Annotated in this window: 20 protein-coding genes; 15 read left to right on the top strand and 5 right to left on the bottom strand. The window is 73.6% G+C overall.

Annotated elements, in window-relative coordinates; translation table 11 throughout:
• The first annotated feature begins 86 nt into the window (after positions 1-86).
• The 4 genes from O4U47_RS11605 to O4U47_RS11620 all read left to right on the top strand — a co-directional run bounded on the left by O4U47_RS11605 (position 87) and on the right by O4U47_RS11620 (position 4,573).
• A complete protein-coding gene (locus tag O4U47_RS11605) occupies positions 87-1,148 on the top strand; it encodes an MBL fold metallo-hydrolase (RefSeq protein WP_270677803.1) in 1,062 nt (353 codons plus the stop codon).
• Positions 1,145-2,476 (top strand): MFS transporter, encoded by a 1,332-nt coding sequence (locus O4U47_RS11610; protein WP_270677804.1) that lies wholly within the window; start codon positions 1,145-1,147, stop codon positions 2,474-2,476. The genes O4U47_RS11605 and O4U47_RS11610 overlap by 4 nt, the downstream gene beginning before the upstream one ends.
• A gap of 105 nt (positions 2,477-2,581) precedes the next feature.
• Positions 2,582-2,746 carry a DUF202 domain-containing protein gene (locus O4U47_RS11615; RefSeq protein ID WP_270677805.1) on the top strand — a complete coding sequence of 55 codons (165 nt, stop codon included), beginning with the start codon at positions 2,582-2,584 and terminating at the stop codon, positions 2,744-2,746.
• A 363-nt stretch (positions 2,747-3,109) separates the two neighbouring features.
• Positions 3,110-4,573, top strand: coding sequence for a hypothetical protein (locus tag O4U47_RS11620; protein ID WP_270677806.1), 1,464 nt, complete (start codon positions 3,110-3,112; stop codon positions 4,571-4,573).
• 239 nt (positions 4,574-4,812) lie between these two features.
• Here the strand turns inward: O4U47_RS11620 and O4U47_RS31275 are convergent, their stop codons facing one another.
• Positions 4,813-5,007 carry a helix-turn-helix domain-containing protein gene (locus tag O4U47_RS31275; protein ID WP_408638958.1) on the bottom strand — a complete coding sequence of 65 codons (195 nt, stop codon included), beginning with the start codon at positions 5,005-5,007 and terminating at the stop codon, positions 4,813-4,815.
• 337 nt (positions 5,008-5,344) lie between these two features.
• Between O4U47_RS31275 and O4U47_RS11635 the strand changes: the two genes are divergently transcribed.
• Together O4U47_RS11635 and O4U47_RS11640 are read left to right on the top strand one after the other, a co-directional pair.
• Positions 5,345-6,136, top strand: coding sequence for a DUF427 domain-containing protein (locus tag O4U47_RS11635; protein WP_270677807.1), 792 nt, complete (start codon positions 5,345-5,347; stop codon positions 6,134-6,136).
• Between the two features lie 117 nt (positions 6,137-6,253).
• The gene (locus O4U47_RS11640; protein WP_270677808.1) at positions 6,254-8,305 is read left to right on the top strand and encodes an ATP-dependent DNA helicase; all 2,052 of its coding nucleotides are present in this window, start codon (positions 6,254-6,256) and stop codon (positions 8,303-8,305) included.
• A gap of 78 nt (positions 8,306-8,383) precedes the next feature.
• Here O4U47_RS11640 and O4U47_RS11645 read toward each other — a convergent pair whose 3' ends face one another.
• The 3 genes from O4U47_RS11645 to O4U47_RS11655 all read right to left on the bottom strand — a co-directional run bounded on the left by O4U47_RS11645 (position 8,384) and on the right by O4U47_RS11655 (position 10,814).
• Positions 8,384-8,911 (bottom strand): DUF6315 family protein, encoded by a 528-nt coding sequence (locus O4U47_RS11645; RefSeq protein ID WP_270677809.1) that lies wholly within the window; start codon positions 8,909-8,911, stop codon positions 8,384-8,386.
• Between the two features lie 213 nt (positions 8,912-9,124).
• The gene (locus O4U47_RS11650) at positions 9,125-10,354 is read right to left on the bottom strand and encodes an AI-2E family transporter (protein WP_270677810.1); all 1,230 of its coding nucleotides are present in this window, start codon (positions 10,352-10,354) and stop codon (positions 9,125-9,127) included.
• A gap of 112 nt (positions 10,355-10,466) precedes the next feature.
• A complete protein-coding gene (locus tag O4U47_RS11655) occupies positions 10,467-10,814 on the bottom strand; it encodes a hypothetical protein (RefSeq protein ID WP_270677811.1) in 348 nt (115 codons plus the stop codon).
• 182 nt (positions 10,815-10,996) lie between these two features.
• Here O4U47_RS11655 and O4U47_RS11660 point away from each other — a divergent pair, with 182 nt between their 5' ends.
• On the top strand, positions 10,997-12,463 hold the full coding sequence (locus O4U47_RS11660; protein ID WP_270677812.1) for a hypothetical protein: 1,467 nt from the start codon (positions 10,997-10,999) through the stop codon (positions 12,461-12,463).
• A gap of 77 nt (positions 12,464-12,540) precedes the next feature.
• Here O4U47_RS11660 and O4U47_RS11665 read toward each other — a convergent pair whose 3' ends face one another.
• A complete protein-coding gene (locus O4U47_RS11665; protein WP_270677835.1) occupies positions 12,541-13,293 on the bottom strand; it encodes a glutamate racemase in 753 nt (250 codons plus the stop codon).
• Between the two features lie 397 nt (positions 13,294-13,690).
• Here O4U47_RS11665 and O4U47_RS11670 point away from each other — a divergent pair, with 397 nt between their 5' ends.
• From O4U47_RS11670 to O4U47_RS11705, 8 genes are all read left to right on the top strand, one after another.
• On the top strand, positions 13,691-15,112 hold the full coding sequence (locus O4U47_RS11670) for an FAD-binding oxidoreductase (protein ID WP_270677813.1): 1,422 nt from the start codon (positions 13,691-13,693) through the stop codon (positions 15,110-15,112).
• Positions 15,113-15,183: 71 nt separating this feature from the next.
• The gene (locus tag O4U47_RS11675; protein ID WP_270677814.1) at positions 15,184-16,443 is read left to right on the top strand and encodes an SAM-dependent methyltransferase; all 1,260 of its coding nucleotides are present in this window, start codon (positions 15,184-15,186) and stop codon (positions 16,441-16,443) included.
• Between the two features lie 71 nt (positions 16,444-16,514).
• A complete protein-coding gene (locus tag O4U47_RS11680) occupies positions 16,515-17,021 on the top strand; it encodes a hypothetical protein (protein WP_270677816.1) in 507 nt (168 codons plus the stop codon).
• A gap of 60 nt (positions 17,022-17,081) precedes the next feature.
• The gene (locus O4U47_RS11685; protein WP_270677817.1) at positions 17,082-18,335 is read left to right on the top strand and encodes a cytochrome P450; all 1,254 of its coding nucleotides are present in this window, start codon (positions 17,082-17,084) and stop codon (positions 18,333-18,335) included.
• A 149-nt stretch (positions 18,336-18,484) separates the two neighbouring features.
• On the top strand, positions 18,485-19,750 hold the full coding sequence (locus tag O4U47_RS11690; RefSeq protein WP_270677818.1) for a sugar ABC transporter substrate-binding protein: 1,266 nt from the start codon (positions 18,485-18,487) through the stop codon (positions 19,748-19,750).
• 16 nt (positions 19,751-19,766) lie between these two features.
• Entirely contained in the window at positions 19,767-20,738 is a 972-nt protein-coding gene (locus tag O4U47_RS11695) for a carbohydrate ABC transporter permease (RefSeq protein WP_270677819.1), read from the top strand.
• Positions 20,735-21,562, top strand: a complete 828-nt coding sequence (locus O4U47_RS11700; protein ID WP_270677820.1) for a carbohydrate ABC transporter permease — start codon at positions 20,735-20,737, stop codon at positions 21,560-21,562. Before O4U47_RS11695 ends, O4U47_RS11700 begins: the two co-directional genes overlap by 4 nt.
• Positions 21,559-22,575, top strand: coding sequence for a glycoside hydrolase family 3 N-terminal domain-containing protein (locus tag O4U47_RS11705; protein WP_270677821.1), 1,017 nt, complete (start codon positions 21,559-21,561; stop codon positions 22,573-22,575). The genes O4U47_RS11700 and O4U47_RS11705 overlap by 4 nt, the downstream gene beginning before the upstream one ends.
• Positions 22,576-22,667: the final 92 nt, after the last annotated feature.

Here is a 22,667-nt window from a genome sequence, read left to right on the forward strand (position 1 = left end):
CCCGTAAGAGATTCAGTTTTTCCTGAGGCCCGCCGGGTGCGAGCGTGATCGGCACGAACGCGACGCGTGACACAGGGGAGTGCCCCATGACCGAACACGCAACCGGACCCGGACCGCATGTGGTGGCCCTGGGCACCGCGGGAGGCCCGCGCTGGTGGGACCGTCCCGGCGAGACGCCGCGCAGCGGCATCAGCACCGCGGTCGTCGTCGACGGCGCGGTCTACCTGGTGGACTGCGGGCAGGGCGCGGGGCGCCAGCTGGCCCGTGCCGGACTCCGGCTGGGCCGGGTCCGCGGCCTGTTCCTCACTCACCTGCATTCCGACCACGTCGTCGACCTGGCCGCGCTGTTGCTGTTCGGCCAGTTCGAGCGGAAGGACGCCGAGGCCGGCCCGATCGCCGTGCGGGGCCCCGGCTCGCGCGGCGCGTTGCCGCCGGTGTCCCGGCACGCCACCGCGACGCCCCGGGCGGTCGCTCCGGGGAACCCCACCCCGGGCACCGCCGACATGATCGAGCAGCTCTACGCCGCCTACGCGACCGACCTCAACGACCGGATCTTCGACTCACTCACCCGCCCACCCGCCGAGCACTACGAGGTGCGCGACATCGTCCTGCCCGCGGGCACGGGCTTCGACCCGGACGTGGCGGTGGCGCCCGAGATGGAGCCGTTCCCGGTGTTCGAGGACGACCACGTGGCGGTGACGGCGACGCTGGTGGCGCATCCGCCCACGGCTCCCGCGTTCGCGTTCCGGTTCGACACGGCGAACGGCTCGGTGACGATCTCCGGTGACACGGCGCCGTGCACCAATCTGGAGCGGCTGGCCAGGGGCACCGGTCTGCTGCTGCACGAGGCGATCGACCTGGATCTGATCGCGGGCCGCTATACGGACACGGAGATGCTCAAGGCGACCATGGACCACCACCGCCGGGCGCACACGACGCCGCGGCAGGCCGGCCGGGTCGCCGAGCGTGCCGGGGCCGGTGCACTGGCTCTGCACCACCTGGTCCCCGCGAACGCCCCCCGTGCGTCGTGGCTGGCCGCCGCGGAGACGTTCGGCGGCCCGCTCTACATTCCCGAGGACCTCGATGTGCTCCCGTTCGCCACGGTGCGGGCGCCGCAGGCCGGTATCGTCCCGGAGGCCCGCCGATGACCACCGCGAACCCCACCCCGCCGACGCAGGCGGGGGCCACCACCGCCGGTCCCCGCGAGATGCGCCGCATCCTCGCCTCCAGTTTCATCGGCACGGCCATCGAGTACTACGACTTCGTCCTGTACGCCACCGCCGCGAGCATCGTGTTCGACCAAGTGTTCTTCACCGGCGCCGGGGAGGGCGTCGCACTGCTGCTGTCCTTCGGCACCCTCGCGGCGGGATACCTGGCCCGCCCGCTGGGCGGCCTCGTGTTCGGCCACCTGGGGGACCGGCTGGGCCGCAAGTCGACGCTGATCGTCACGCTCGTGCTGATGGGGGTGGCGAGCGTGCTGATCGGCCTGCTGCCCACCCCGGCGCAGATCGGCGTGGCCGCGCCGCTGCTGCTGGTCACACTGCGGGTGCTGCAGGGCGTCGCCGTGGGCGGCGAGTGGGGCGGCGCGATGCTTCTGGCGTTCGAGCGCGCGCAGAAGACCAAGCGCGGGTTCGCCGCCTCGTTCGCCTACATGGGCGCGCCCGCCGGGGCGATCGTCGCCACGCTGGTGCTGAGCGCGGCCTCGACGCTTCCCCATGCGGACTTCCTCGCCTGGGGCTGGCGAATCCCGTTCCTGCTGAGCGCCGTCCTTGTGCTGGTCGGTCTGGTGATCCGGCTGAAGGTGGCGGAGTCGGCGGTGTTCACCGAGGCCGCCGGTCAGGCCAAGGCTGCGAGGGCGCCTGTCGTCGAGGTGGTCACGAAGTACTGGCGCAGTTTCCTGATCTCCGTGGGCACCGGTATCGCGGGCCAGGCGGCGCAGGGCCTGATGGGCGCGTGGGCGATCTCCTACGCCGTGCGGCAGGCCGTCCTGTCGCCCACCTCCGTGCTGAACGTCAAGGCACTCGCCGGCGTGTGCACCATCGTCATGATCATCGTCGCCGCGCGGCTCAGCGACCGGATCGGCCGCAAGCGGGTGATGCTCGGCGGGATGGTGGGAGCCGCCGTCCTGGCGTTCCCCATCCTGCACCTGCTCGAGTCCGGACAGACCTGGGCGCTGTTCGTGGCGCTCTTCCTCGGGCTCAGCGTCGTCCAGGGCTTCACGGCAGGGCCCTACGGCGCGTTCGCGGCCGAGCTGTACCCGACCCGTATCCGCTACAGCGGCACGTCCATCGGCTACCAGACCGCCTCGACCCTGGGCGCCGGGTTCATGCCGATGCTCGCGACGGGCCTGGTGCTCGCGGCCGGGGGATCCCTCTGGCTGGTCGCGGTCGCCTGGATCGCCCTCTCCGCGATCGGCGGGATCGCCCTGCTCGCCGCCCAGGAGGGCAAGGACAAGGAGATCCGGGAGATCGGGTAGCCCGTTACCGCCCTCTCGGAAGGCACCCGGCCCCGCACGCGGCGTCCCCGGGCGCTGCGTGCGGGGCGTGAGCCCGATCCGCGGGTCACCTGTGGCCGTCGGCCGGTGAGGCCGTCCGGCGGGCGCGGCACCCGTCCCGATCACGGACTCCAGCCGGAGCGGACAACGCTGGCGTGGGAGCGCACCGTGCCCGGTCTCGTCGTCGCGCACGTGCTGTTCGTCGTACACGTCGCCGCGCCGGCGGCCGTCGCGATCGTGTTCCCCGGCTGAACCCGGTCGCCGCGGAAGCCCGGACCTCTGAATCCATTCTGGACTGACTTGGGTGAGCGTCTTCGCCGACCGAACCGTACGGCAGATGCATCGGATGCCTCCCCTCCATGCTCTGCCCACCCCCGTCCCGGCCGTCACATGCGCCACGCCCCTGGTGGCCGGTATCGGACCGCACCACGGCCGGCCGTCCGATGCTGTGACGCGTGCCACCCCGCCGGGGAAGCCGGAGGTGAGGGCGGATCGCGCGCCGGGGGGAGGCCGCCTCCGCCCCCTGAGTGCCGGCGTCGAAACGGACAGGGGCCTACTGAGGGCGTCGATCGGAATGTAGTTTCGTTGACGTCACCCACTGAGTAGAGGAAGACCGTGACACCGAATCCCCCCGCCCGGTCCCGCCTCACCGCACGAACACTCATCGCGGCCGGGGTCCTGGTGGCGGCCGTCTCCGTCGGGAGCGCCGCCGCCGACACCGCACGTCCGGACGCCCCCGGGACCGGAGGCGAGCACTTCGCGGGCGCGCGCATCGCCGCCGTCGAATGGTGCGGCACGGGCGTCGTCGGCGACCTCAACAGCGACCGGTCCGAAGGCCCGGCCACCGCCCGCTGGACCCCGCCCGCGGGCTCCGAGCGCTCTGAGGGCTCTGAGGCCTCCGAGCGCTCGCCGGGGCCGGGCGGAGTGGCGGGGGAGCAGCACTTCCCCGAGCCCCCGGAGGCGGGCGTCAGCAAGGTGACCGCGGGGCGCGACGCGCTCCTCGCCGAGGCGTCGGTGTCGGGCGTGCACTTCTCCCCGTCGTGCGCCCACTTACAGGAGGGCGCCGACAGCGGGAAGGAAGCGGAGGCCCAGCGAGAGGACGCCCCGGCCGGTGGCCCGCGCGCGCAGGCGGAGGACGAGGACCTGGCGGCCGTCTTCGGCGCCGATGACCTGGTGGTCGTCGGCAAGGTCGAGTCGCAGGCGCAGTGGAGCCGCGAACGCGGGGCGACCGCCCGGCTCGACGTGCGGGACCTGCACGTGCTCGGCCACGAGGTGGAGATCGGCGCCGGGACCTACGAGCGTACGTTCACGGCGGCGGGGCCGGAGGGGCCGGTGGAGGTCGACTTCACCGCGCGCGCGACGGTGACCGAGCTGCCGGACGGGCAGCCGGGCGCGACGACCGCTTCGGCCGGCCTGGACATGGAGTTCGACGTCACCTCCCCGTCGAAGGACGGGGAGGAGCCCGAGCGGCGGACCTACCGGTTGGACCTGGCGGGCACCAGCGTGCACAGCGAGCGCCCCGTCCAGGGCGGTCAGGAGCCGCAGCAGGGGCAGGACCCCGAGCCCGACGACGACCTCTCGCCCGGAGTCCCGCCGGACCCGGGCGAAGGTCCGGACAGGGGCGGCGACGGAGGAACGGGCGGCCAGGGCGACAAGGACGGCCAGGAGGGCCGGGACGGCCGTGGAGGCGGCGACGGCACCGGTGGCACCGGCGGTGCCGACGGCACCGATCCGGGCGACGGTGACCAGGGCGCGGACGGCGATCGAGGCGGGGACGGCCCCGCCGGGGATTCCCCGGACGGCTCCTCCGATTCCGACCCCGGAAACGGGGGCGGGAGCGGGGACACCGGCGATGGCCCCTCTCCGGATCCGAGCAGGAACTCCGACCCCGGGTCCCGGGACGACCCCGGCCGTGACGACGTGGCCATCGACCCGCAGGGGAGCGAGCCCAGCGGCGGGCTTCCGGTGACCGGGACGGCGATCCTGGGCATGGTGGCCGCCGGGGCCCTGTCCCTGGCCGGAGGGAGCGCCGCCCTGTACCTGGGCCGCACCCGAAGGTCCTCAGAAGCCGAGTACTGACCCCGGACGCCCTCGGCAGGCCCCGAGTGCCCACCGTGTTGCCGGGGTACGGGGGAGGTGGCGGCGACGGCATGAGCCGGGCGGTCCCCCGGCTCCGCCTGCCGGGCGTCGGGCTCCCCGCGGTCCGGGTAGGCGGCGTATACCGGGCACTTCGGGTGTTCCCCGCGACCGCGTCCGTGGCCGGGTACACGGTGTCGGCCTCCTCCACCAGCAGGCAGACGAACCAGCGGCCCGCCGCGTCACACGAGACGGCGACCGTGGACGGCTCGGCGCCCTCCGGGAGCCTGCGGTGCCACACGATGTCCAGCGGCTCGGCGGTCCTGGCCGACCCGGATGCAGCCGAACGTGCGGTGCAGGAGCACCGCCTGATCGGTGGTGGGGGAGAAGCGGTACCTGTAGGCCCGCTCGATCGTCTGGGACACGCTTGACGCCATGGACCGACGCGGGCCTGGACCGCCTGGTCCCCCTGTCCTCCGGGGAGAAGGCGGCCGACCCGCGCCACGAACGCCGCGACCGGCACAGGCCCGCCAAGGCGCACAAGGCCCTGTCGCGCAAGGCCGAAGGGGCGAACAACCGGGCCTACCGGCCTGCTCTTCTAGGGCGCCCTCATCCTGGTGTGCGGTGCGGCCGCGATCGCCTTCACCCGCCCCGAACGCGACGCCGCGCGGCTCGCCGCCCGCGCCGCCACCGAACCGGCCGACCGGTAGAAGGCCTTCCGACCTGGGCATAACCACCGCCGATGGTCGAGTCATCGGTAAGGAGGAGACCGCGATGTCCCTGACCCTCGGCGGTGGGCCGCTCAGCAAGCACCCGCCGGACACCGTCAACTACACGATCGAGTCGCCGCACCACGCGCTCTTCATGCAGCCGTTCCCGCGCAGGGTCCGGGCGCGGCTCGGGGGCGGCACGGTCCTGGACTCCGGGCGCGGCTACCTCGTCCACGAGACCGGCCTGCTCCCGCAGCTCTACGTGCCGACCGAGGACATCCCGGCCGCCCGCCTGACGCCGAGCGAGACCGCCACCCACTGCCCGTTCAAGGGGGACGCCTCCTACTGGCACCTGAAGGCGGGCGACCGCACCGTGCAGGACGCCGTGTGGTCCTACACCGACCCGCTCCCGGGCGCGCGCTGGCTGCGCGGCCTCAGCGCCATGTACTGGGAGGCCGCCGACTCCTGGATGGACGAAGAGGAGGAGGTCCACGGCCACCTGCGCGACCCGTTCCACCGGGTCGACGCCCGCATGTCGGCGACCCTGGTGCGGGTCCGCCACGGCGACCAGGTGGTCGCGCTCACCAGCAAGCCCAAGATCGTGTCCGAGACCGGCCTGCCGAACCGCTACTACATCCCGCCGGACGACGTGCGCCGGGACCTGCTGGTGCCGAGCGAGACCACCACCCACTGCCCGTACAAGGGCCACGCGCGCTACTGGAACCTGCGCACCGGCGCCGGGGAGCTGGCCGACGCCGCGTGGAGCTACACGGTGCCGCTCAAGGACGGGAACGACATCCGCGACCACTACTGCTTCCTGCACGACGACCTGGAGACGACGGTCGAGCAGGCCTGAGGGGCGGGCAGGCCCGAGGGGCCCGGGGAAGGGGTTCCGGAGGGCCGCCCGCGGGCCGCCTCCACAGGCCCGCGACGACGGCCGCGGGCGTCACCGGGGCGCGGTACTGTCGCATGCGTGCCAGAACTCCCCGACGTCCCGACCCTGCTCCAGGCCGCCGTCGACGCCCTCGGCGGCTCCCACCGCGAGGGCCAGGCCCGCATGGCCCGCGCGGTCGACTCCGCCATCGGCGACAGCGAGCACCTGGTCGTCCAGGCGGGCACGGGCACCGGAAAGTCGCTGGGCTACCTCATCCCCGCGATCCGGCACGCCGTGGCCCAGGACACGACCGTGGTGGTCTCCACCGCCACCCTCGCCCTGCAGCGCCAGCTCATCGAGCGCGACCTGCCCCGCCTGGCCGCGGCCCTCGCCCCGAGCCTGGGCCGCGAGCCGACCTTCGCCATCCTCAAGGGCCGCGGCAACTACCTGTGCCGCCACAAGCTCGACGGCTCCGGGGAGGACGCGGACGACGACGGCGCCGAGCTGTTCGACCCCCGGCAGCTCTCGTCCGTGGGCCGCCAGGTCAAGCGCCTGCACGAGTGGGCGGAGGACACCACCACCGGCGACCGTGACGACCTCGACTCCGGTGTCGGCGACCTCGCTTGGCGGCAGGTGTCGGTCTCGGGCAACGAGTGCATCGGCAGCGCCTGCCCCTTCTCCCACGAATGCTTCGCCGAGCTCGCCCGCGAGGACGCCGCCTCGGCCGACGTCGTGGTCACCAACCACGCGCTGCTGGCCATCGACGCCATGCAGGGCCGCCACCTCCTGCCCGAGCACGCCGTGCTCGTCGTCGACGAGGCGCACGAACTGGTCGACCGGGTCACCTCGGTCGCCGCCGCCCAGCTCGGGGACCGGGCGGTGACCGCCGCCGCCAAGCGCGCCGCCCGGCTGGTCGAGCCGGACACGACCGAGCGCCTGGAGGAGGCCGCCGACGGCCTGGGGCTGATGGTCGCCGACGTGGAGCCGGGCCGCCTGGACCAGCTCGACGAAGGGCTGGCCGGCGCGGTCGCCGTGGTGCGCGACGCCGCGCACGCCTGCCTCACCGCGGTCAAGGGCGTCAAGACCGGGGGCGAGGACGACCCCGAGGGCACCGCCTCCCGGCGCCGGGCCCTGGCCGCCCTGGAGGAGGTGCACGACGCCGCCGAGCGCATCCTGGAGGCGGTCGAGCCCGCGCTGCGCGAGCGCACCTCGGTGGTGTGGCTGGCCAAGGGGCCGCGCACCGCGCCCAGCCTGCACGTGGCCCCGCTCGGGGTCGGCGGGCTGCTGCGGGACAAGCTCTTCGGCGACCGGACGGCCGTGCTCACCTCGGCGACGCTGGCCCTGGGCGGCACCTTCGACGCCCTCGCCGGGCAGTGGGGGCTGGGCCGGGAGACCGTGCTCAAGGACGACGCCCCCGACCCCGACCTCGCGCCGGACCCCGACAGCGCCGACGGCGAGCCGCGCTGGCGCGCCCTGGACGTGGGGTCCCCGTTCGACCACGCCCGCAGCGGCATCCTGTACGTCGCCAAGCACCTGCCCCAGCCGGGCCGGGACGGGCTCGACGAGAGCTACCTGGAGGAGATCGCCGGGCTCGTCGAGGCGGCGGGCGGCCGCACGCTCGGCCTGTTCTCGTCCATGCGGGCCGCCGAGAAGGCCGCCGAGGAGATGCGCGAGCGGCTCGACTTCCCCGTGCTGTGCCAGGGGGAGGACTCCACCGGCCGCCTGGTGGAGCGCTTCGCCGCCGACGACCAGGCGTGCCTGTTCGGGACCCTGTCGCTGTGGCAGGGGGTGGACGTCCCGGGGCCGTCGCTGCAGCTGGTGATCGTGGACCGCATCCCGTTCCCGCGCCCGGACGACCCGCTGTCCTCGGCGCGCCAGCGCGCGGTCGGCGCGCACGGCGGCAACGGTTTCATGGCGGTGGCGGCGACGCACGCCGCGCTGCTGCTGGCGCAGGGCACCGGGCGCCTGCTGCGGTCGGTGGACGACCGCGGCGTGGTGGCCGTGCTCGACCCGCGCCTGGCCACGGCCCGCTACGGCGGGTTCCTGCGGTCGAGCCTCCCGCCGTACTGGGGGACCTCCGACCCGGAAGTGGCGCGGGCGGCGCTCAAGCGCCTGGACGCGGCGGCCCCTGCGGCGGCGGGGAAGGGCTGAGCCCGGGCCCGGCCGCGGGCCCGGAGGGCGCGGCGGCGCTCCGCGGGCGGGGGAGGCGCCGGCGGCCGTACCGGCCGTTCAGCGGCGCACCCGGTAGCCGAAGAGCCGGACGGCGTACTCCGGGCTGCTCCCGTCCTCGGAGGACTGGATGTGCCAGCGGTCCTCGTGTCCGCCGATCGCCAGCTCGTTCCAGACCAGGTCGATCAGTTTGAGCCGGGCGGTCACCGCCGACTCCGGGTCGAGCACCACCGAGTAGGCCAGGTCCGACAGCCGCTGGGTGACCATGCCCACCGGCTGGCCGTCCCAGATGGCCGGCACCGGGGCGTGGCCGATCTCGACGTCGCACTGGCGGAGCTGCTCGATCTCCTCCTCGAGCGCCTCGGCGGCCATCGCCTCGTCGAGCTGGAGGGCCTCCTCCAGCTCGTCCCGGTCGCCGTCGTCGCGCAGGTAGGCGTGGTCGGTGCGGCGCCCGCAGGTGCCGCACAGCCTCCGGACCACGCACCGGGCGACCCCGTGGGCGGACTGCGCCTCACCCGTGCCCTGCCTGTCGCTGACGGTGCGGATACGGCCGCATTCGCAGCACAGGGCCGTGAGATCCTGCTTCATCCTTCAGTCCCCCTCCCACGGCGAGTATGCGATGGGAGCGCACCGTTAGGGAACCGGTTCTCCGAAGGAGTTCCGTCAAACTTGTGCCGATCAATGACCAAAGAGTCATGGATCGCCCGAATCGCCCGGACTTTCACCTGCGATGTCTCCGCGTCCGCTCCCCGGGCGCGGGCGCCGCGGGCGGCCGATTTCCCAGCATTCTCAGGTTTTCCGTCAGGTTTCCCGGGCCTTTTCGTGCTTTTCCGCCGCCCCTTCGGGATGCTCCGGGGCCCCGGCGGGCGGATCGGCCCCGAGGGGCGTGCGGACCCCTTCCCCTTCCCCGGCGCCTGCGGGGTCCGCGTCCCCGCGGGCGGCGCGCTCCTCCTCGGGGCCGTCCAGCAGCGGGTGCCCGGCCACCTCGTAGCGGCGGATGTACACGCCCAGGAACGCCTGCAGGCTCGCCCCCGCGGGCAGGGCCAGCAGGGCGCCCGGCGCGCCCAGCACCGCCGCCCCCGCCAGCACCGCGCCGAAGGCCACCGCCGGGTGCATGTCCAGGGTCCGGGCGGTGATGCGCGGCTGCAGCACGTAGTTCTCGAACTGCTGGTAGACGGTGATGAAGACGAGCATCCACACCGCCGGCCACACGCCGCCGATCAGCGCGACCACCACCGGCAGCGCCCCGCCGATGTAGGTGCCCACGGTCGGGATGAACTGGGAGAGCACCCCGACCCACAGCGCCAGCGCGAACGCGTAGTCCACGTCCAGCACCATCAGCGCCGCGAAGTGCGCCAGCGTGGAGACCAGCGCCAGCAGGGCCCGGGAGTAGATGTAGCCGCCGGTCTTGGAGACCGCGATCTCCCAGGCGCGCAGCACCTCCCGCTGGGTGCGCGGCGGCAGCACCGAGCACAGCGTCCGCCGGAAGCGCGGGCCGTCGGCGGTCAGGTAGAAGGTGAACAGCGCCACCGCCAGGCCGTTGAACAGCAGCGTCAGCAGGGCGGTCCCCGCGCCCCAGGCGTTCTCCGCGGCGCTGGAGGCCCACCGGTTGAGCTGGCCGCTGACGTCGGTCATCTCGGCCAGCAGCAGCTCCGGCTCGAAGTCGGTGTTGAAGGTGGTGTTGACCCAGCTCAGCAGGGCGCGGCTCATCGCGGGGATCTGCGCGGCGAACTCCAGCACCTGGCCCACCAGCATCGACCCGAGCACCGACAGGAACGTCACCAGCGCGCCCAGCGCCCCCAGCATCACCACGCCGGTGGCCAGCCCGCGCGGCCAGCGGTGCTGCTGCAGCCAGTTCACCGCCGGCTCCAGCGCCAGCGCCAGGAACAGGGAGACCAGCAGCAGCATGAGCAGCCCGCGCAGCTGGAGGAAGAGCCAGCCCGCCACCGCGAAGCCGATGACCGTCGCGACCGCCAGGAACATCGCGCGCGGCAGCCACGCGGGCATGCCGCCCTTGTCGGAGTCGGTCATCGGGGTGGAATCGCCATCTCTGCTGTGCTCGTCCGCTCTGCTCGGTGGGGGACCGCGCCCGGGGCCCGGAACCGGCGGTGCCGCCGGGGGCCGGGACGGGCGGTCCCGGGGGTCAGTCGTCGAGGGACAGGCCGCGCTTGTTGCGCTCGGTCCACGCGCGCATCCGCTGGGGGTACCCGACGATCTGCACATCGTAGACGGGGGCGGCCAGGTCGCGTGCGACCTTGCGGATCACGTCGGGCGAGCCGACCCGCCGCCGGGTCCACTCGCCGTCGTGGGCGACCGCCACGGCCGTGGTGGAGGTCGCGAACGTCTCCGGCTCGACGAAGAACTCCACGCCGGTGCGGGACTTCGCGAAGTCGATCAGGGTCCTGATGTCGGAGTCCTCGGCGGCTCGATCGAAGCGGGCCTTCCCCTTCTTGCGGGCCCTGCGCAGTCCGAACCGGTCTCGCCATCCCATGTGCGTGTGCGCTCCTGTCGCCGTTCCGCCGGAGTGTGCCGGAGTGTGGTGGTCGTGGTGTGCGGTGGGATATGTGCCACCGAGTCTATCCACCGGCGGCCAGGCGTTTTTCGGCGTTCGGCACCTGCCGGAGTGACCGCGCTGCTACGGTCGGTGCGCACGGACGCGAGGGAGAGTGTGGCGTGACGCTGTGGACCTGGGTCGCCGAGACGTCGCGGCGCCTCCGCGAGGAGGGGCACGCGGAGACCGCGGACGCCGTGGCGCGGCTGCCGCAGCTGGCGGCCGAAGGCGAGGTGGGGCGGATCCGCGGCCTGCTGCCGACGGCGCTGCGCGCCGCGCGGGCCGACGCCGGTGTGCTGCCCCCGTGGACCGAGGGCTACCTGAACCACTGGGGCGCGGCCGCGCGCGTCGGCCACCGGGGCGAGGGGACCGCCGCCCTCGACCTGGTCGAGGGCGCGCTGCGGACCGCGCACGGCGAGGACGGCGACGAGGACGAGGACGGGGGCGCCTGCGGCCCGGCGGCCTGCGCGGCCCAGAACGTCCTGGACTGCTACGCCAACATCGACGGGCCGGGCCGCACCGTGGACCGCACCGCGCTGCTCGCCGAGGCGATGACGCACGGCGGCCCGGGGCTCCCCGCCTGGGAGGCGCTGGTCGTGGCGCACGCCGACATGCTCATCGACGACGAGCGCCCCGACGAGGCCGTGCGCGAGCTGGACCTGCGCGCCGCCGAGATCCGCGAGGCCGGGTCCGAGGTCGGCATGGAGTACGGGTTCGCCTACGTGCGCGCCCTGCGCTACCAGGAGCGCTACACCGACGCCCTGCTCACCGTGGACCGGCTGGAGGAGGGGGCGCTCCAGATGGTCCCGGTCGGGGTGCCGCGCTCGGCGGCGGCCCGCCGCCTGCGCTTCGAGCGGGCCCGGCTGCTGGCCTGGCTGGCCCGCTCGGGCCTCAAGCCCCCGGAGGAGGCGCGCGAGGCCCTGCCCGAGACGGCCGAGGCCGACGCCAACCCGCGCCTGCGCAAGGCGTGGGTGGACGCGGCCGAGGACCTGGTCTCGCTGGGCGAGCTGCGCAACGACTGGCGCGTCGGCGTGGCGCTGACGTCGTGGTCCCGGTACGCCGAGCGCGTCGGCGCGCACCGTCCGTGCGCGCAGATGTCCATGGCCGCCGCGCGCCTGGCGGCGGCCCGCGACGCCCGCTGGGTCGCCGACTGCGCGATCCGCCGCGCCCAGCGCGCCCTGGTGCGCGTGCGCCGGGCCCAGGACCTGGAGAACGACCTGGAAGAGGCGCACGAGATGGTCAGGGACGTCCCCGCGGTGGCGCTCCCGACCGAGCCGGAGGACCTCCTGGACGAACTGCGCAAGGAACCGCGCGCCTCGGTGGACCCGGAGCGCCAGGCCGACCTGGTGGTGGCGGCGCGTGCCCGCCGCCCCGATGACACGGCGCTGCTGAACGCGCTGGGCCAGGTGGGCAGGACGCTCATGCTGAGCGACACCGCCGCCGAGCCCCAGTGGCACCACGTCCGCCGCGAGCCGGGGGACCAGAAGGCGGCGCTGTCGCTGCTGGAGACGCTGCTCCACGACAACGACACCGCGGGCGTGCGGACCCTGGTCCGCACCCTGACGGAGGCGACCCCCGCGAAGGCCTGACACTGCCCGCGTTGATCTCGGGGAATGGGACCCTGAAACCGCGCCGGTAGCGTCGTTCTTCCCGAGATCAACGGCGGTCAGTCCGCCATCGGGCCCTGGGCCAGGGCCTGTCCCGCGGGGTAGGCGAGGGCGGCCTTCGGGAGGTCCGACGGGCGGCCGCTGGCGAGGACGCGCAGGGTGCCGGTCGGGGCGGCGCCGGGGGCGGGCCCGGTGCCGATGCGGCGCAGCGTCTGGGCCGCCACCGCCTGTGCGGCCGTGAACAGCGCCGGCCCCGAGCCCAGCACCGCCGAGATCTCGGTGTCCACCAGGTCGTAGTGGGTGCAGCCGAGCACCACGCCCCGGGTGTCGGCCGGGGTGCGCTCGGCGGCGTAGGCCACCGCCTCGGCCACCCGCTCCGGGTCGGCCGACTCCACCGCCTCGGCCAGGCCCGCGCACGCCACCGGGGTCGCCCGCCCGCCCGGCGCGTACCGCTCGATCAGGTCGCTCTGGTACCGGCTGGCCGTGGTCGCGATGGTGGCCCAGACCGCGATGCGCCCGCCGTTCTCCGCCGCGGGCTTGATGGGCGGAACGGTTCCGATGACCGGGACGTCCGGCTCGAACCGGGACCGCAGTGCCACCAGGCCGTGGACCGATGCGGTGTTGCACGGCACCACCACGGCGTCCGGGGCGCCGCCGGGGACGGCCGCGGCCGCCGCTTCGGCGCCCGCGATGACCCGGGCCACCACGGCGTCGTGGCCGCGGGGCCCCCACGGCATGTGGTCGGGGTCCATGGAGAGGATCAGGTCCGCGTCCGGCCGCGCCGCGCGCAGGGCGGCGGCGGTGGAGAGCATCCCGATTCCGGAATCGACGAGAGCAATGCGCACGTCACCCGATCTTATGGCGCGCCCTGCGCAGGCGGGACGCCGGACCCCGGGCGTGTCGGAGGGCGGTCCGGGAGGGGCGGCCGGAACCGGCCGCCGGGAGGGCTTGCGGGGGGAGCGCCGCGCGGCCGCGCCTCTGTCGTCACCTGGGGTGCGGGGTCGTGCGCGCCGGGTGCGGGCGTGCCGCGGCCGCCACCGCCCGGAACCCGCCCGACCTGCCGTAGGGACGTAATTCCGTTGCGCATTCCCGGTTGAGAGAGTGGCATGGGGAACAGTGTCGCCCGCACCTCACTACCGCTTGGTAGGCGTAGGGTTGCCCCGGGCCAGACCGACGTCCGCGGCGCACCCGGTGCGCCGGAGAAGGGGAGTGAGCGTGCACCGTCAGCCTCCGCAGCGGGACTTCGCCGACCACGTGGCCGCCGTCCAGCGGCTCCGGCGCGACTTCGCGGACCTGCCCGAGGGCGCGCCCGTCCGGCTCGCCAAGCCGACGTCGAACCTCTTCCGGTTCCGCGACGACGGCGACGCCCCCCGGCTGGACGTGTCCGCCTTCGCCTCGGTCATCTCGGTCGACCCGGCCACCCGCACCGCGGAGGTCGGCGGCATGACCACCTACGAGGACCTGGTCGCCGCCACCCTGCCGCACGGCCTCATGCCCACCGTGGTCCCGCAGCTGCGCACCATCACCCTGGGCGGGGCCGTCACCGGCCTGGGCATCGAGTCCAGCTCCTTCCGCACCGGGCTGCCGCACGAGGCGGTGGAGGAGATCGAGATCCTCACCGCCACCGGCGACACCGTCGTCGCCCGCCGCGACAACGAGCACGCCGACCTCTTCTACGGGTTCCCCAACTCCTACGGCACCCTCGGCTACAGCCTGCGCCTGCGCATCCGCCTGGAGCCGGTCGAGCCGTTCGTGCACCTGCGCCACCTGCGCTTCGGCGGGGGCAGGGAGGCTATGGACGCGCTGGCGCGGATCTGCGCGGACTCCGAGTACGAGGGCGAGCGGGTCGACTTCGTCGACGGCGTGTCCTTCGGTCCGGACGAGCTCTACCTCACCCTCGCCTCCTTCACCCCCAGCGCCCCCTGGACCAGCGACTACACCGGCCACGACATCTACTACCGGTCGATCCCGAGGTACGCGGGCACGGGGCCGGGCGACTACATGGCGGTCGAGGACTACATCTGGCGCTGGGACACCGACTGGTTCTGGTGCTCGCGCGCGTTCGGGGTGCAGAACCCCGCGGTGCGGCGCCTGTGGCCGCGCGCGCTCAAGCGCTCCGACGTCTACCGCAAGCTGGTGGCCCTGGACCGCCGCACCGACTTCAGCCGGCTGCTCAACCACTACCGCGGCCGCCCCCAGCAGGAGCCCCTCATCCAGGACGTCGAGGTGGGCGTCGAGCGCGGCGCCGAGTTCCTCGACTTCTTCCACGAGAAGATCGGCATGACGCCGGTGTGGATGTGCCCCCTGCGCCTGAGCGAGAAGGGCGCGCCGGGCGACGGCGGCCACATCTGGCCGCTGTACCCCCTGGAGCAGGAGCGGCTGTACGTGAACTTCGGCTTCTGGGGCATGGTCCCGATGACGCGCGGGCAGCGCCGCCACCACCACAACCTGCTGGTGGAGGAGGAGGTCACGCGCCTCGACGGCCACAAGTCCCTCTACTCCGACGCCTTCTACTCCGAAGAGGAGTTCTGGAGGCTCTACAACGGCGACGCCTATGGCCGCCTCAAGCGGGAGTACGACCCGCAGGGGCGGCTGCTGGACCTGTACGCCAAGTGCGTCGGCAACAGGTGAGGCGTTCAACGAAGAGATGACACGCCCGCCCCGGGGGATGGGGGCGACGTGCCGCGACGAAGGGAACGAACATGCGGCTTGCGGAGATCTTCGAACGCGTCGTCGGGCCCGACGCGCCCGTGGGGTTCCGCGCCTATGACGGCAGCACGGCGGGTGACCCGGACAGCGACACCACGCTGGTGGTGCGCAGCCCTGTGGCGCTGAACTACATCGCCCAGGCGCCCGGCGCACTCGGCCTGACCCGCGCCTACGTCTCCGGGCACCTGGACCTGGAGGGCGACATGTACACCGCCCTCAAGAGGATGGCCGACCTGGTCTTCGACGACGGCCTGCGGCTGTCGCCGCTGGAGCTCGCGCGGATCGCGGCGGGCATCGGGTGGGTCAAGTTCGTCAACCGCGTCCCGCCGCCCCCGCAGGAGATGCGCCGCACCCGGCTCTCCGGGCGCGGCACCCGGCACAGCAAGGGGCGGGACGCCGAGGTCATCCACCACCACTACGACGTCTCCAACGCCTTCTACGAGCTGGTGCTGGGCCCGTCGATGACCTACACCTGCGCGGTGTTCCCGAGTGAGGACGCCACGCTGGAGCAGGCGCAGTTCGACAAGTACGACCTGGTGGCCAGGAAGCTGGACCTGCAGCCGGGCATGCGCCTGCTGGACGTGGGCTGCGGCTGGGGCGGCATGGTGCGGCACGCGGCCAAGGAGTACGGCGTCAAGGCGCTGGGCGTGACCCTGTCCAAGGAGCAGGCCGAGTGGGCGAGCAAGCGCATCGCCCAGGAGGGCCTGTCCGACCTGGCCGAGGTCCGGCACATGGACTACCGGGACGTGCCCGACGAGTTCTACGACCGGGTCAGCTCGATCGGGCTGACCGAGCACATCGGCAAGAAGAACGTGCCGGACTACTTCGCGGGACTGTACTCCAAGCTCAAGCCGGGCGGCCGGCTGCTGAACCACTGCATCACCCGGCCCCGCAACGACCTGCCGGCGATGGTGCCGGGCGGGGTGATCAACCGGTACGTGTTCCCCGACGGCGAGCTGGAGGGGCCGGGCTGGCTCCAGGCGCAGATGAACGACGCCGGGTTCGAGATCCGCCACCAGGAGAACCTGCGCGAGCACTACGCGCTGACGCTGCGCCACTGGTGCGCCAACCTGGAGCGGAACTGGGACACCGCGGTGCGCGAGGTCGGCGAGGGCACCGCCCGGGTGTGGCGGCTGTACATGGCCGGCTGCATCCTCGGCTTCGAGAAGGACGTGGTGCAGCTGCACCAGATCCTCGGCGTGAAGCTGGACGGGACCGACGCGCACATGCCGCTGCGGCCGTCCTTCTCCTGACCGGGCCCCGGCGCCCGCCACGCGCCCCCGGCCGCTCCCGGCGGCCGGGGGCGTTGCGGGATCATGGGGCCATGCCGGATGAAGCGAGCGAGGAGCGGCTGCGCGCCGCCGAGAACGCCGTCACCCTGATCGACGCCTATGTCCGCTCCGACCGCGAGGCGCTGCTCGCGGCCGCCGAACGGGTCAGCGGGGAGGGGGGGACCGACCTGGTCGCCTCCGAACTGCGGATCTTCGCCACCTTCCTGACCCGCCGGGTGCAGGAGACCGGGGTGTCCTACCGCCCCGCCGACTCCCGGGAGGCGGTCGCGCGCACCGTGGCCGACCTGTTGCCCCCGGAGCTGGAGTTCGCCGTGGTCACGGCCTGGGAGGCGCATTCGGTGGGGGAGGAGGAGGCCGCCGAGCGGCTGGCCAACGGCGACCCCATGGTGCAGGTGCACATGCTCGCCGCCTTCTGCGCCGCGGTGGGCCGGGCCGTGTACAAGCCGGCCGAGCTGGTCTCGACGCTGCGCCTGGCGGCGGGGATCGAGCCGGACGGCGGCGGGGAGCCCGGAGGGGAGGGGGACGACCAGGCCACTTGACACGAAGAGGGGGCGTGTAAAGAGTGTGGGGGAGTCCGCACCCGTCGGAAGGCCCCCCGCATGCTCTCGACGCACTCGGCCGGACCGGCCGGCATCGACCTGTCCTCGATGGACTTCTGGCGCGCTCCGCAGGAGGAGAGGCACGCCGCCTTCGCCCGCCTGCGCGAGCGCGCTCCCGTCTTCTTCGAGGAGCCCGACGCGGGCCCCGTGCCCGCCGGCCCCGGCTACTACGCGCTGGTCCGGTACGCCGACGTCACCGAGGCCAGCCGCTCCCCGCAGGTCTTCGCCTCCGAGCCCAGCGCCGTGTCCATCCCGGACATGCCGCCCGACTTCGCCGAGTACTTCGGCTCGATGATCACCATGGACGACCCGCGCCACGCCCGGCTGCGGCGCATCGTCTCGCGCGGCTTCACCCCGCGCATGCTCGCCCGGCTGGAGGACGACGTGCGCCGCCAGGCCGAGGCCATCGTCGACGACCTGCTGGAGAAGGGGCCGTGCGACTTCGTCTCCGAGGTCGCCGCCCGGCTCCCGCTGGCCATCATCTGCGACATGATGGGCATCCCGGAGAGCCGCCGGGCGATGGTCTTCGAGAACTCCAACGTGGTCCTGGCCGGGAACGACCCCGACTACCTCGGCGACGACGCCGAGACCGCGATCACCCGGCTGCTGAACGCCGGGGCCGAGCTGAGCGCCCTGCTCGGCGAGCTGGCCGAGCTGCGCCGCCGCGAGCCCGCGGACGACCTGACCACCGCCCTGGCCAACGCGAACATCGACGGCGAGTCCCTGAGCGACCAGGAGCTGGGGTCGTTCTTCATCCTGCTGGCGGTGGCCGGGAACGAGACCACCCGCAACGGCATCAGCCACACCCTGACGCTGCTCACCGACCACCCCGACCAGCGCGAGCTGTGGTGGGAGGACTTCGAGGGCCGGGCGGGAACCGCGGTGGAGGAGGTCGTCCGGTACGCCTCGCCGGTCACCTGGATGCGCCGCACCCTCACCCGCGACCACGAGATGAACGGCCACCGGTACCGGGCCGGGGACAAGGTGCTGCTGTTCTACCCCTCGGCCAACCGGGACGCCGCGGTCTTCGACGACCCCGACCGGTTCGACATCACCCGCTCGCCCAACCCGCACGTGGGCTTCGGCGGCCCCGGCCCGCACTTCTGCCTCGGCGCCCACCTGGCCCGCCGGGAGATCACCGCGATGTGGCGCGAACTGCACCGCCGGGTGCCGGGCATCCGCGCCGCGGGGCCCCCGGAGCGGCTGCTGTCCAGTTTCGTCAACGGGATCAAGGAGCTGCCCTGCGAGTTCTGAGGCGTCGGAGCCCCGGCGCCCAGTAGTCTCGGCGCGCGGCACGCGCTCGGTCATAACATCCGTGTGACTTTTCTTCACAGCTCACCCGAGTGTGCGTAGTTTTTCTACCAAGCCGATCCCGGGGGCCGTGACCGGATGGGAGAGCGCCGATGCAGCCGAGGATTCCCCGCACCGCCGCGGTACTGACCGCCCTCGCCCTCACCGCCGCCGGGTGCGGCGGCGGGGGAGGAGGCGACGACGCCTCCGACGGGCTCCTGGTGTGGATCATGGAGGGCACCAACCCCGACGCCACCGACTACTTCGAGGCGGTCGGCGACCGCTACGAGGAGCAGACCGGCACCCCGGTCGAGGTGGAGTTCGTGCCCTGGGCCGACGCCCACGACCGCTTCACCAAGGGCATGGCCGGGGGCACCCTGCCCGACGTCGCCGAGCTCGGCACCACCTTCACCCCCGAGTTCGCCCAGCTCGGGGCGCTCGCCGATCTGTCCGAGCAGGCCGGGGACACCTCCGCCTACAACGAGGCGCTGGTCGAGGCCGGCACCTTCGACGGCGGCCTGTACGGCATGCCCTGGTACGCCGGGGTCCGCTCGATCATCTACCGCACCGACGTGTTCGAGGAGCACGGCCTGGAGGTCCCCGAGGACTGGGACGGGCTGCGCGAGACGGCGGTGGCGATCTCCGAGGAGGAGGACGACATGGTCGCCTTCCCCGTCCCCGGGGACGCCCCCTACTCGGTGATGCCCTTCATCTGGGGCGCCGGGGGCGGTATCGCCGATGAGTCCGGCGGCACCTGGGAAGGCGGGCTGACCAGCCCCGAGTCCCGCGAGGGCCTGAGCTTCTACACCGACCTGGCGCTGGAGGACGGCGTCTCCAGCACCGGCGCCGCCACCTGGAAGGAGACCGACGTCCAGGACAACTTCGTCGACGGCAACGTCGCCATGGCGGTCTCCGGGAGCTGGACCCCGCGCGCCATCGAGGAGGCCGACCCCGAACTGGCCGAGAACCTGGGCGCCTTCCCCATCCCCGGCCCCGACGGCGGCTACAGCCCCTCCTTCCTCGGCGGCTCCCACCTGGGCGTCTTCGAGGGCGCCGACACCGAGGCCGCCTGGGCCTACATCGACCTGCTCACCGGCGACGAGTTCGCGCAGCGCTGGACCGAGGAGAGCACCTACTTCCCGGGCAAGCAGGAGCAGATCGAGGCGCTGGCCGAGTCCGACGACCCGCTGGTCCGGCCGTTCGCCGTGCAGATCCTGGAGGCGAGCCGCGTCGCCCCCGTCTCGCCCAAGTGGGGCGAGGTCGAAGGGGCCCAGATCATCCCCGGCATGACCCAGTCGGTGCTGAACGGCGACGCCACCGTGGAGGAGGCCACGGAGACCGCGAACACCGAGATCGAGGACACCCTGAACCAGGACTGACCGGACCGGGACCGACGTGACCGCGACGACGACACCGGGGCGGCCCAGCGCGGCCGCCCCGCCCCCGCGCCCCCGACCGCTGCTCACCCGGCGGCGCCGCCGCGCGCTGCTGCCGTGGGCGCTGCTCGCCCCCGGCCTGGCGGTGCTGGGCGGACTCCTGCTCTACCCGCTCGGGCGGGTGCTGTGGCTGTCGGTGCAGGACTACGGGCTGGACAACATCCTGTCCGGAGAGACCGACTACAACGGGCTGGAGAACTACGCCGAGCTGCTCTCCGACGGCTACCTGTGGCGCGTCGCGCTGCCCAACACCGCCGTGTTCGCGGTCGTGGCGGTCGGCACCACGGTCGTCTTCGGCACCCTGGTGGCGCTGCTGCTGGCGTCGCTGCGCCCGCTGGCCCGCACCGCCGTGATCAGCTGCGTGATGATCGCCTGGGCGATGCCCGCCGTCACCGGCACCTACGTGTGGGTGTGGATCTTCGAGGTGGACCGGGGCATCGTCCGCCAGGGCCTGGAGGCCGCCGGGGCGCTCGGCCCCGAAGGCATGAACTGGTTCGCCGACCGGCTGCTCTTCTACGGCATCGTCACCCTCAACATCGTCCACCACGGCTTCCCGTTCGTGGCGGTGACCGTGCTGGCGGGCCTGCTCACCGTCCCCCGGGAGCTGTACGAGGCGGCGCTCATCGACGGAGCCGGGGCCTGGCAGCGGTTCCGCCACGTCACCCTGCCCGTGCTGCGCCCGGTGTTCGCGGTGGTGACCATCCTGTCCACCATCTGGGACTTCAAGGTGTTCGCCCAGGTGTTCCTGATGCCCGGCGGCGACGGCGCCAACCGGGAGGTGCTGAACCTGGGGGTGTGGTCCTACCTGCAGGGCATCGTGCAGCGCGACTACGGGTCGGGCGCGGCGGTCGCGGTGCTGCTCACCCTGCTCCTGCTCGCCATCACCCTGGTCTACCTGCGGTCCCTGTTCCGCGACGAGGAGCTGCGATGACGCGCCGCACCCGGTGGATGCTCGGCAAGGCGCTCGCGGTGGCCGCCCTGCTGGCCTTCACCCTGTTCCCGGCCTACTTCATGGTGGCCAGCTCCCTGGCGCCCGCGCGCAGCGTCACCGGCACCGAGGCGCTGCTGCCCGCCGACCCCACGCTGGACAACTACCGGTACGCGCTGACCGAGGCCGGGTTCCTCACCTACCTCGGCAACTCGCTGGTGGTGGCGGTGGTGACGGTGGCGGGGAGCGCGCTGCTGGCGCTGCTGGCGGCGGTGGCCGTCTCCCGCTTCCGGTTCCGGCTGCGCACCACCGTGCTGGTGATGGTGCTGGTCGTGCAGATGGTGCCGCTGGAGGCGCTGGTCATCCCGCTGTTCCTGCAGGCCTCCTCGCTGGGCATGCTCAACTCGCTGCTGGGCCTGTCGGTGGTCTACATCGCGCTGTCGCTGCCGTTCGCCATCTGGATGCTGCGCGGCTTCACCGCCGCGGTCCCGGCCGAGGTGGAGGAGGCCGCCTACATCGACGGCGCGTCCTGGCCCCGCATGTTCTGGTCGGTGCTGCTCCCGCTGGTGGCCCCGGGGCTGGTGGCCACCGGGATCTTCTCCTTCATCACCGCGTGGAACGAGTTCCTCATCGCCTTCGCCTTCATGGACGACGCCGACACCTACACCGTCGCCGTCGGGCTGCGCCAGTTCTTCGGCCAGAACACCACCGACTGGGGCGCCATGATGGCGGCCTCGACGGTCATCACCGTCCCGGTGATGCTCTTCTTCCTGTTCGTGCAGCGGGGCCTGGTCTCCGGCCTGGTCCAAGGGGCGGTGAAGGGGTGAGCCGCGCCGACGCCGAACGCGCCGCCCGGGTGCTGATGCCCGGCTTCCTGGGCACCGCCGCCCCGCCGTGGCTGCTGGAGGCCTGCCGGGACGGGCTGGGGGCGGTGCTGTACTTCGCGCAGAACCTGGACGGGGACCCCGCCGCGCTCTCCCGGGAGCTGCACGGCGCCCGCGGCCGGCTGCTCATCGCCTGCGACGAGGAGGGCGGGCCGGTCAGCCGCTTCCACCCGGGCGGGGCCTCACCGCACCCCGCCCACGGAGAGCTCGGTGCCGCGGGGGACACCGCCGCCACCCGGGCGGCCGCCCGCTCCATCGGTGACCTGCTGCGCCGGGCGGGTGTGGACGCCGCGCTCGCGCCGGTGGTCGACGTCGCCTCCGACCCCCGCAACCCGGTGATCGGGCCGCGCGCGTTCTCCGACCGGCCCGGGGCGGTCGCCGAGCACGGGGCGGCGTTCACGGCCGGGCTGCAGGATGTGGGCCGGGCGGCCGCGGCCAAGCACTTCCCCGGGCACGGCGACACGCGCACCGACTCCCACGTCGGGCTGCCGGTGATCGGGGCGGGGGAGGGACTGCTGCGGGAGCGGGACCTGGTGCCCTTCGCCGCCGCCGTGCGCGCGGGCGTCGACATGGTGATGAGCGGGCACATCGTGGTCCCCGCCGTGGACGCCGCACCGGCGAGCGTCTCGCCCCGCTGGTACCGGCTGCTCCGGGAGGAGCTGGGCTTCGAGGGGGTCGCCGTCACCGACGCGCTGGACATGAAGGGGCTGGCGGTGCACACGGGGGAGGCGGACACGGTGCGCGCGGTCGCGCGCGGCGCCGTGGAGGCGCTGGCCGCCGGGGCGGACCTGCTGTGCCTGGGCAACCCGGCCACGGCCGGGGGCACCGGCCGGGAGGCCTACCTGGCGGCCCATGCGGCGGTGCTGGAGGCCGTGGACGGCGGCAGGGTGCCCAGGGCGCGGCTGGCCGAGGCCGCCGACCGCGTCGACGCCCTGGCCGACGCGCTGCCTCGTTGATCTCGGGAGAAACGACGCTAAAACCGTGCTCGTAGGGGCGCTTTTCCCGGGATCAACGGGAAGGAAGGGCGCCGGCCCCGGCCCCGGCCTTG

This window comes from Nocardiopsis suaedae (genome assembly GCF_027706745.1).
Taxonomy (GTDB): Bacteria; Actinomycetota; Actinomycetes; order Streptosporangiales; family Streptosporangiaceae; genus Nocardiopsis_A; species Nocardiopsis_A suaedae.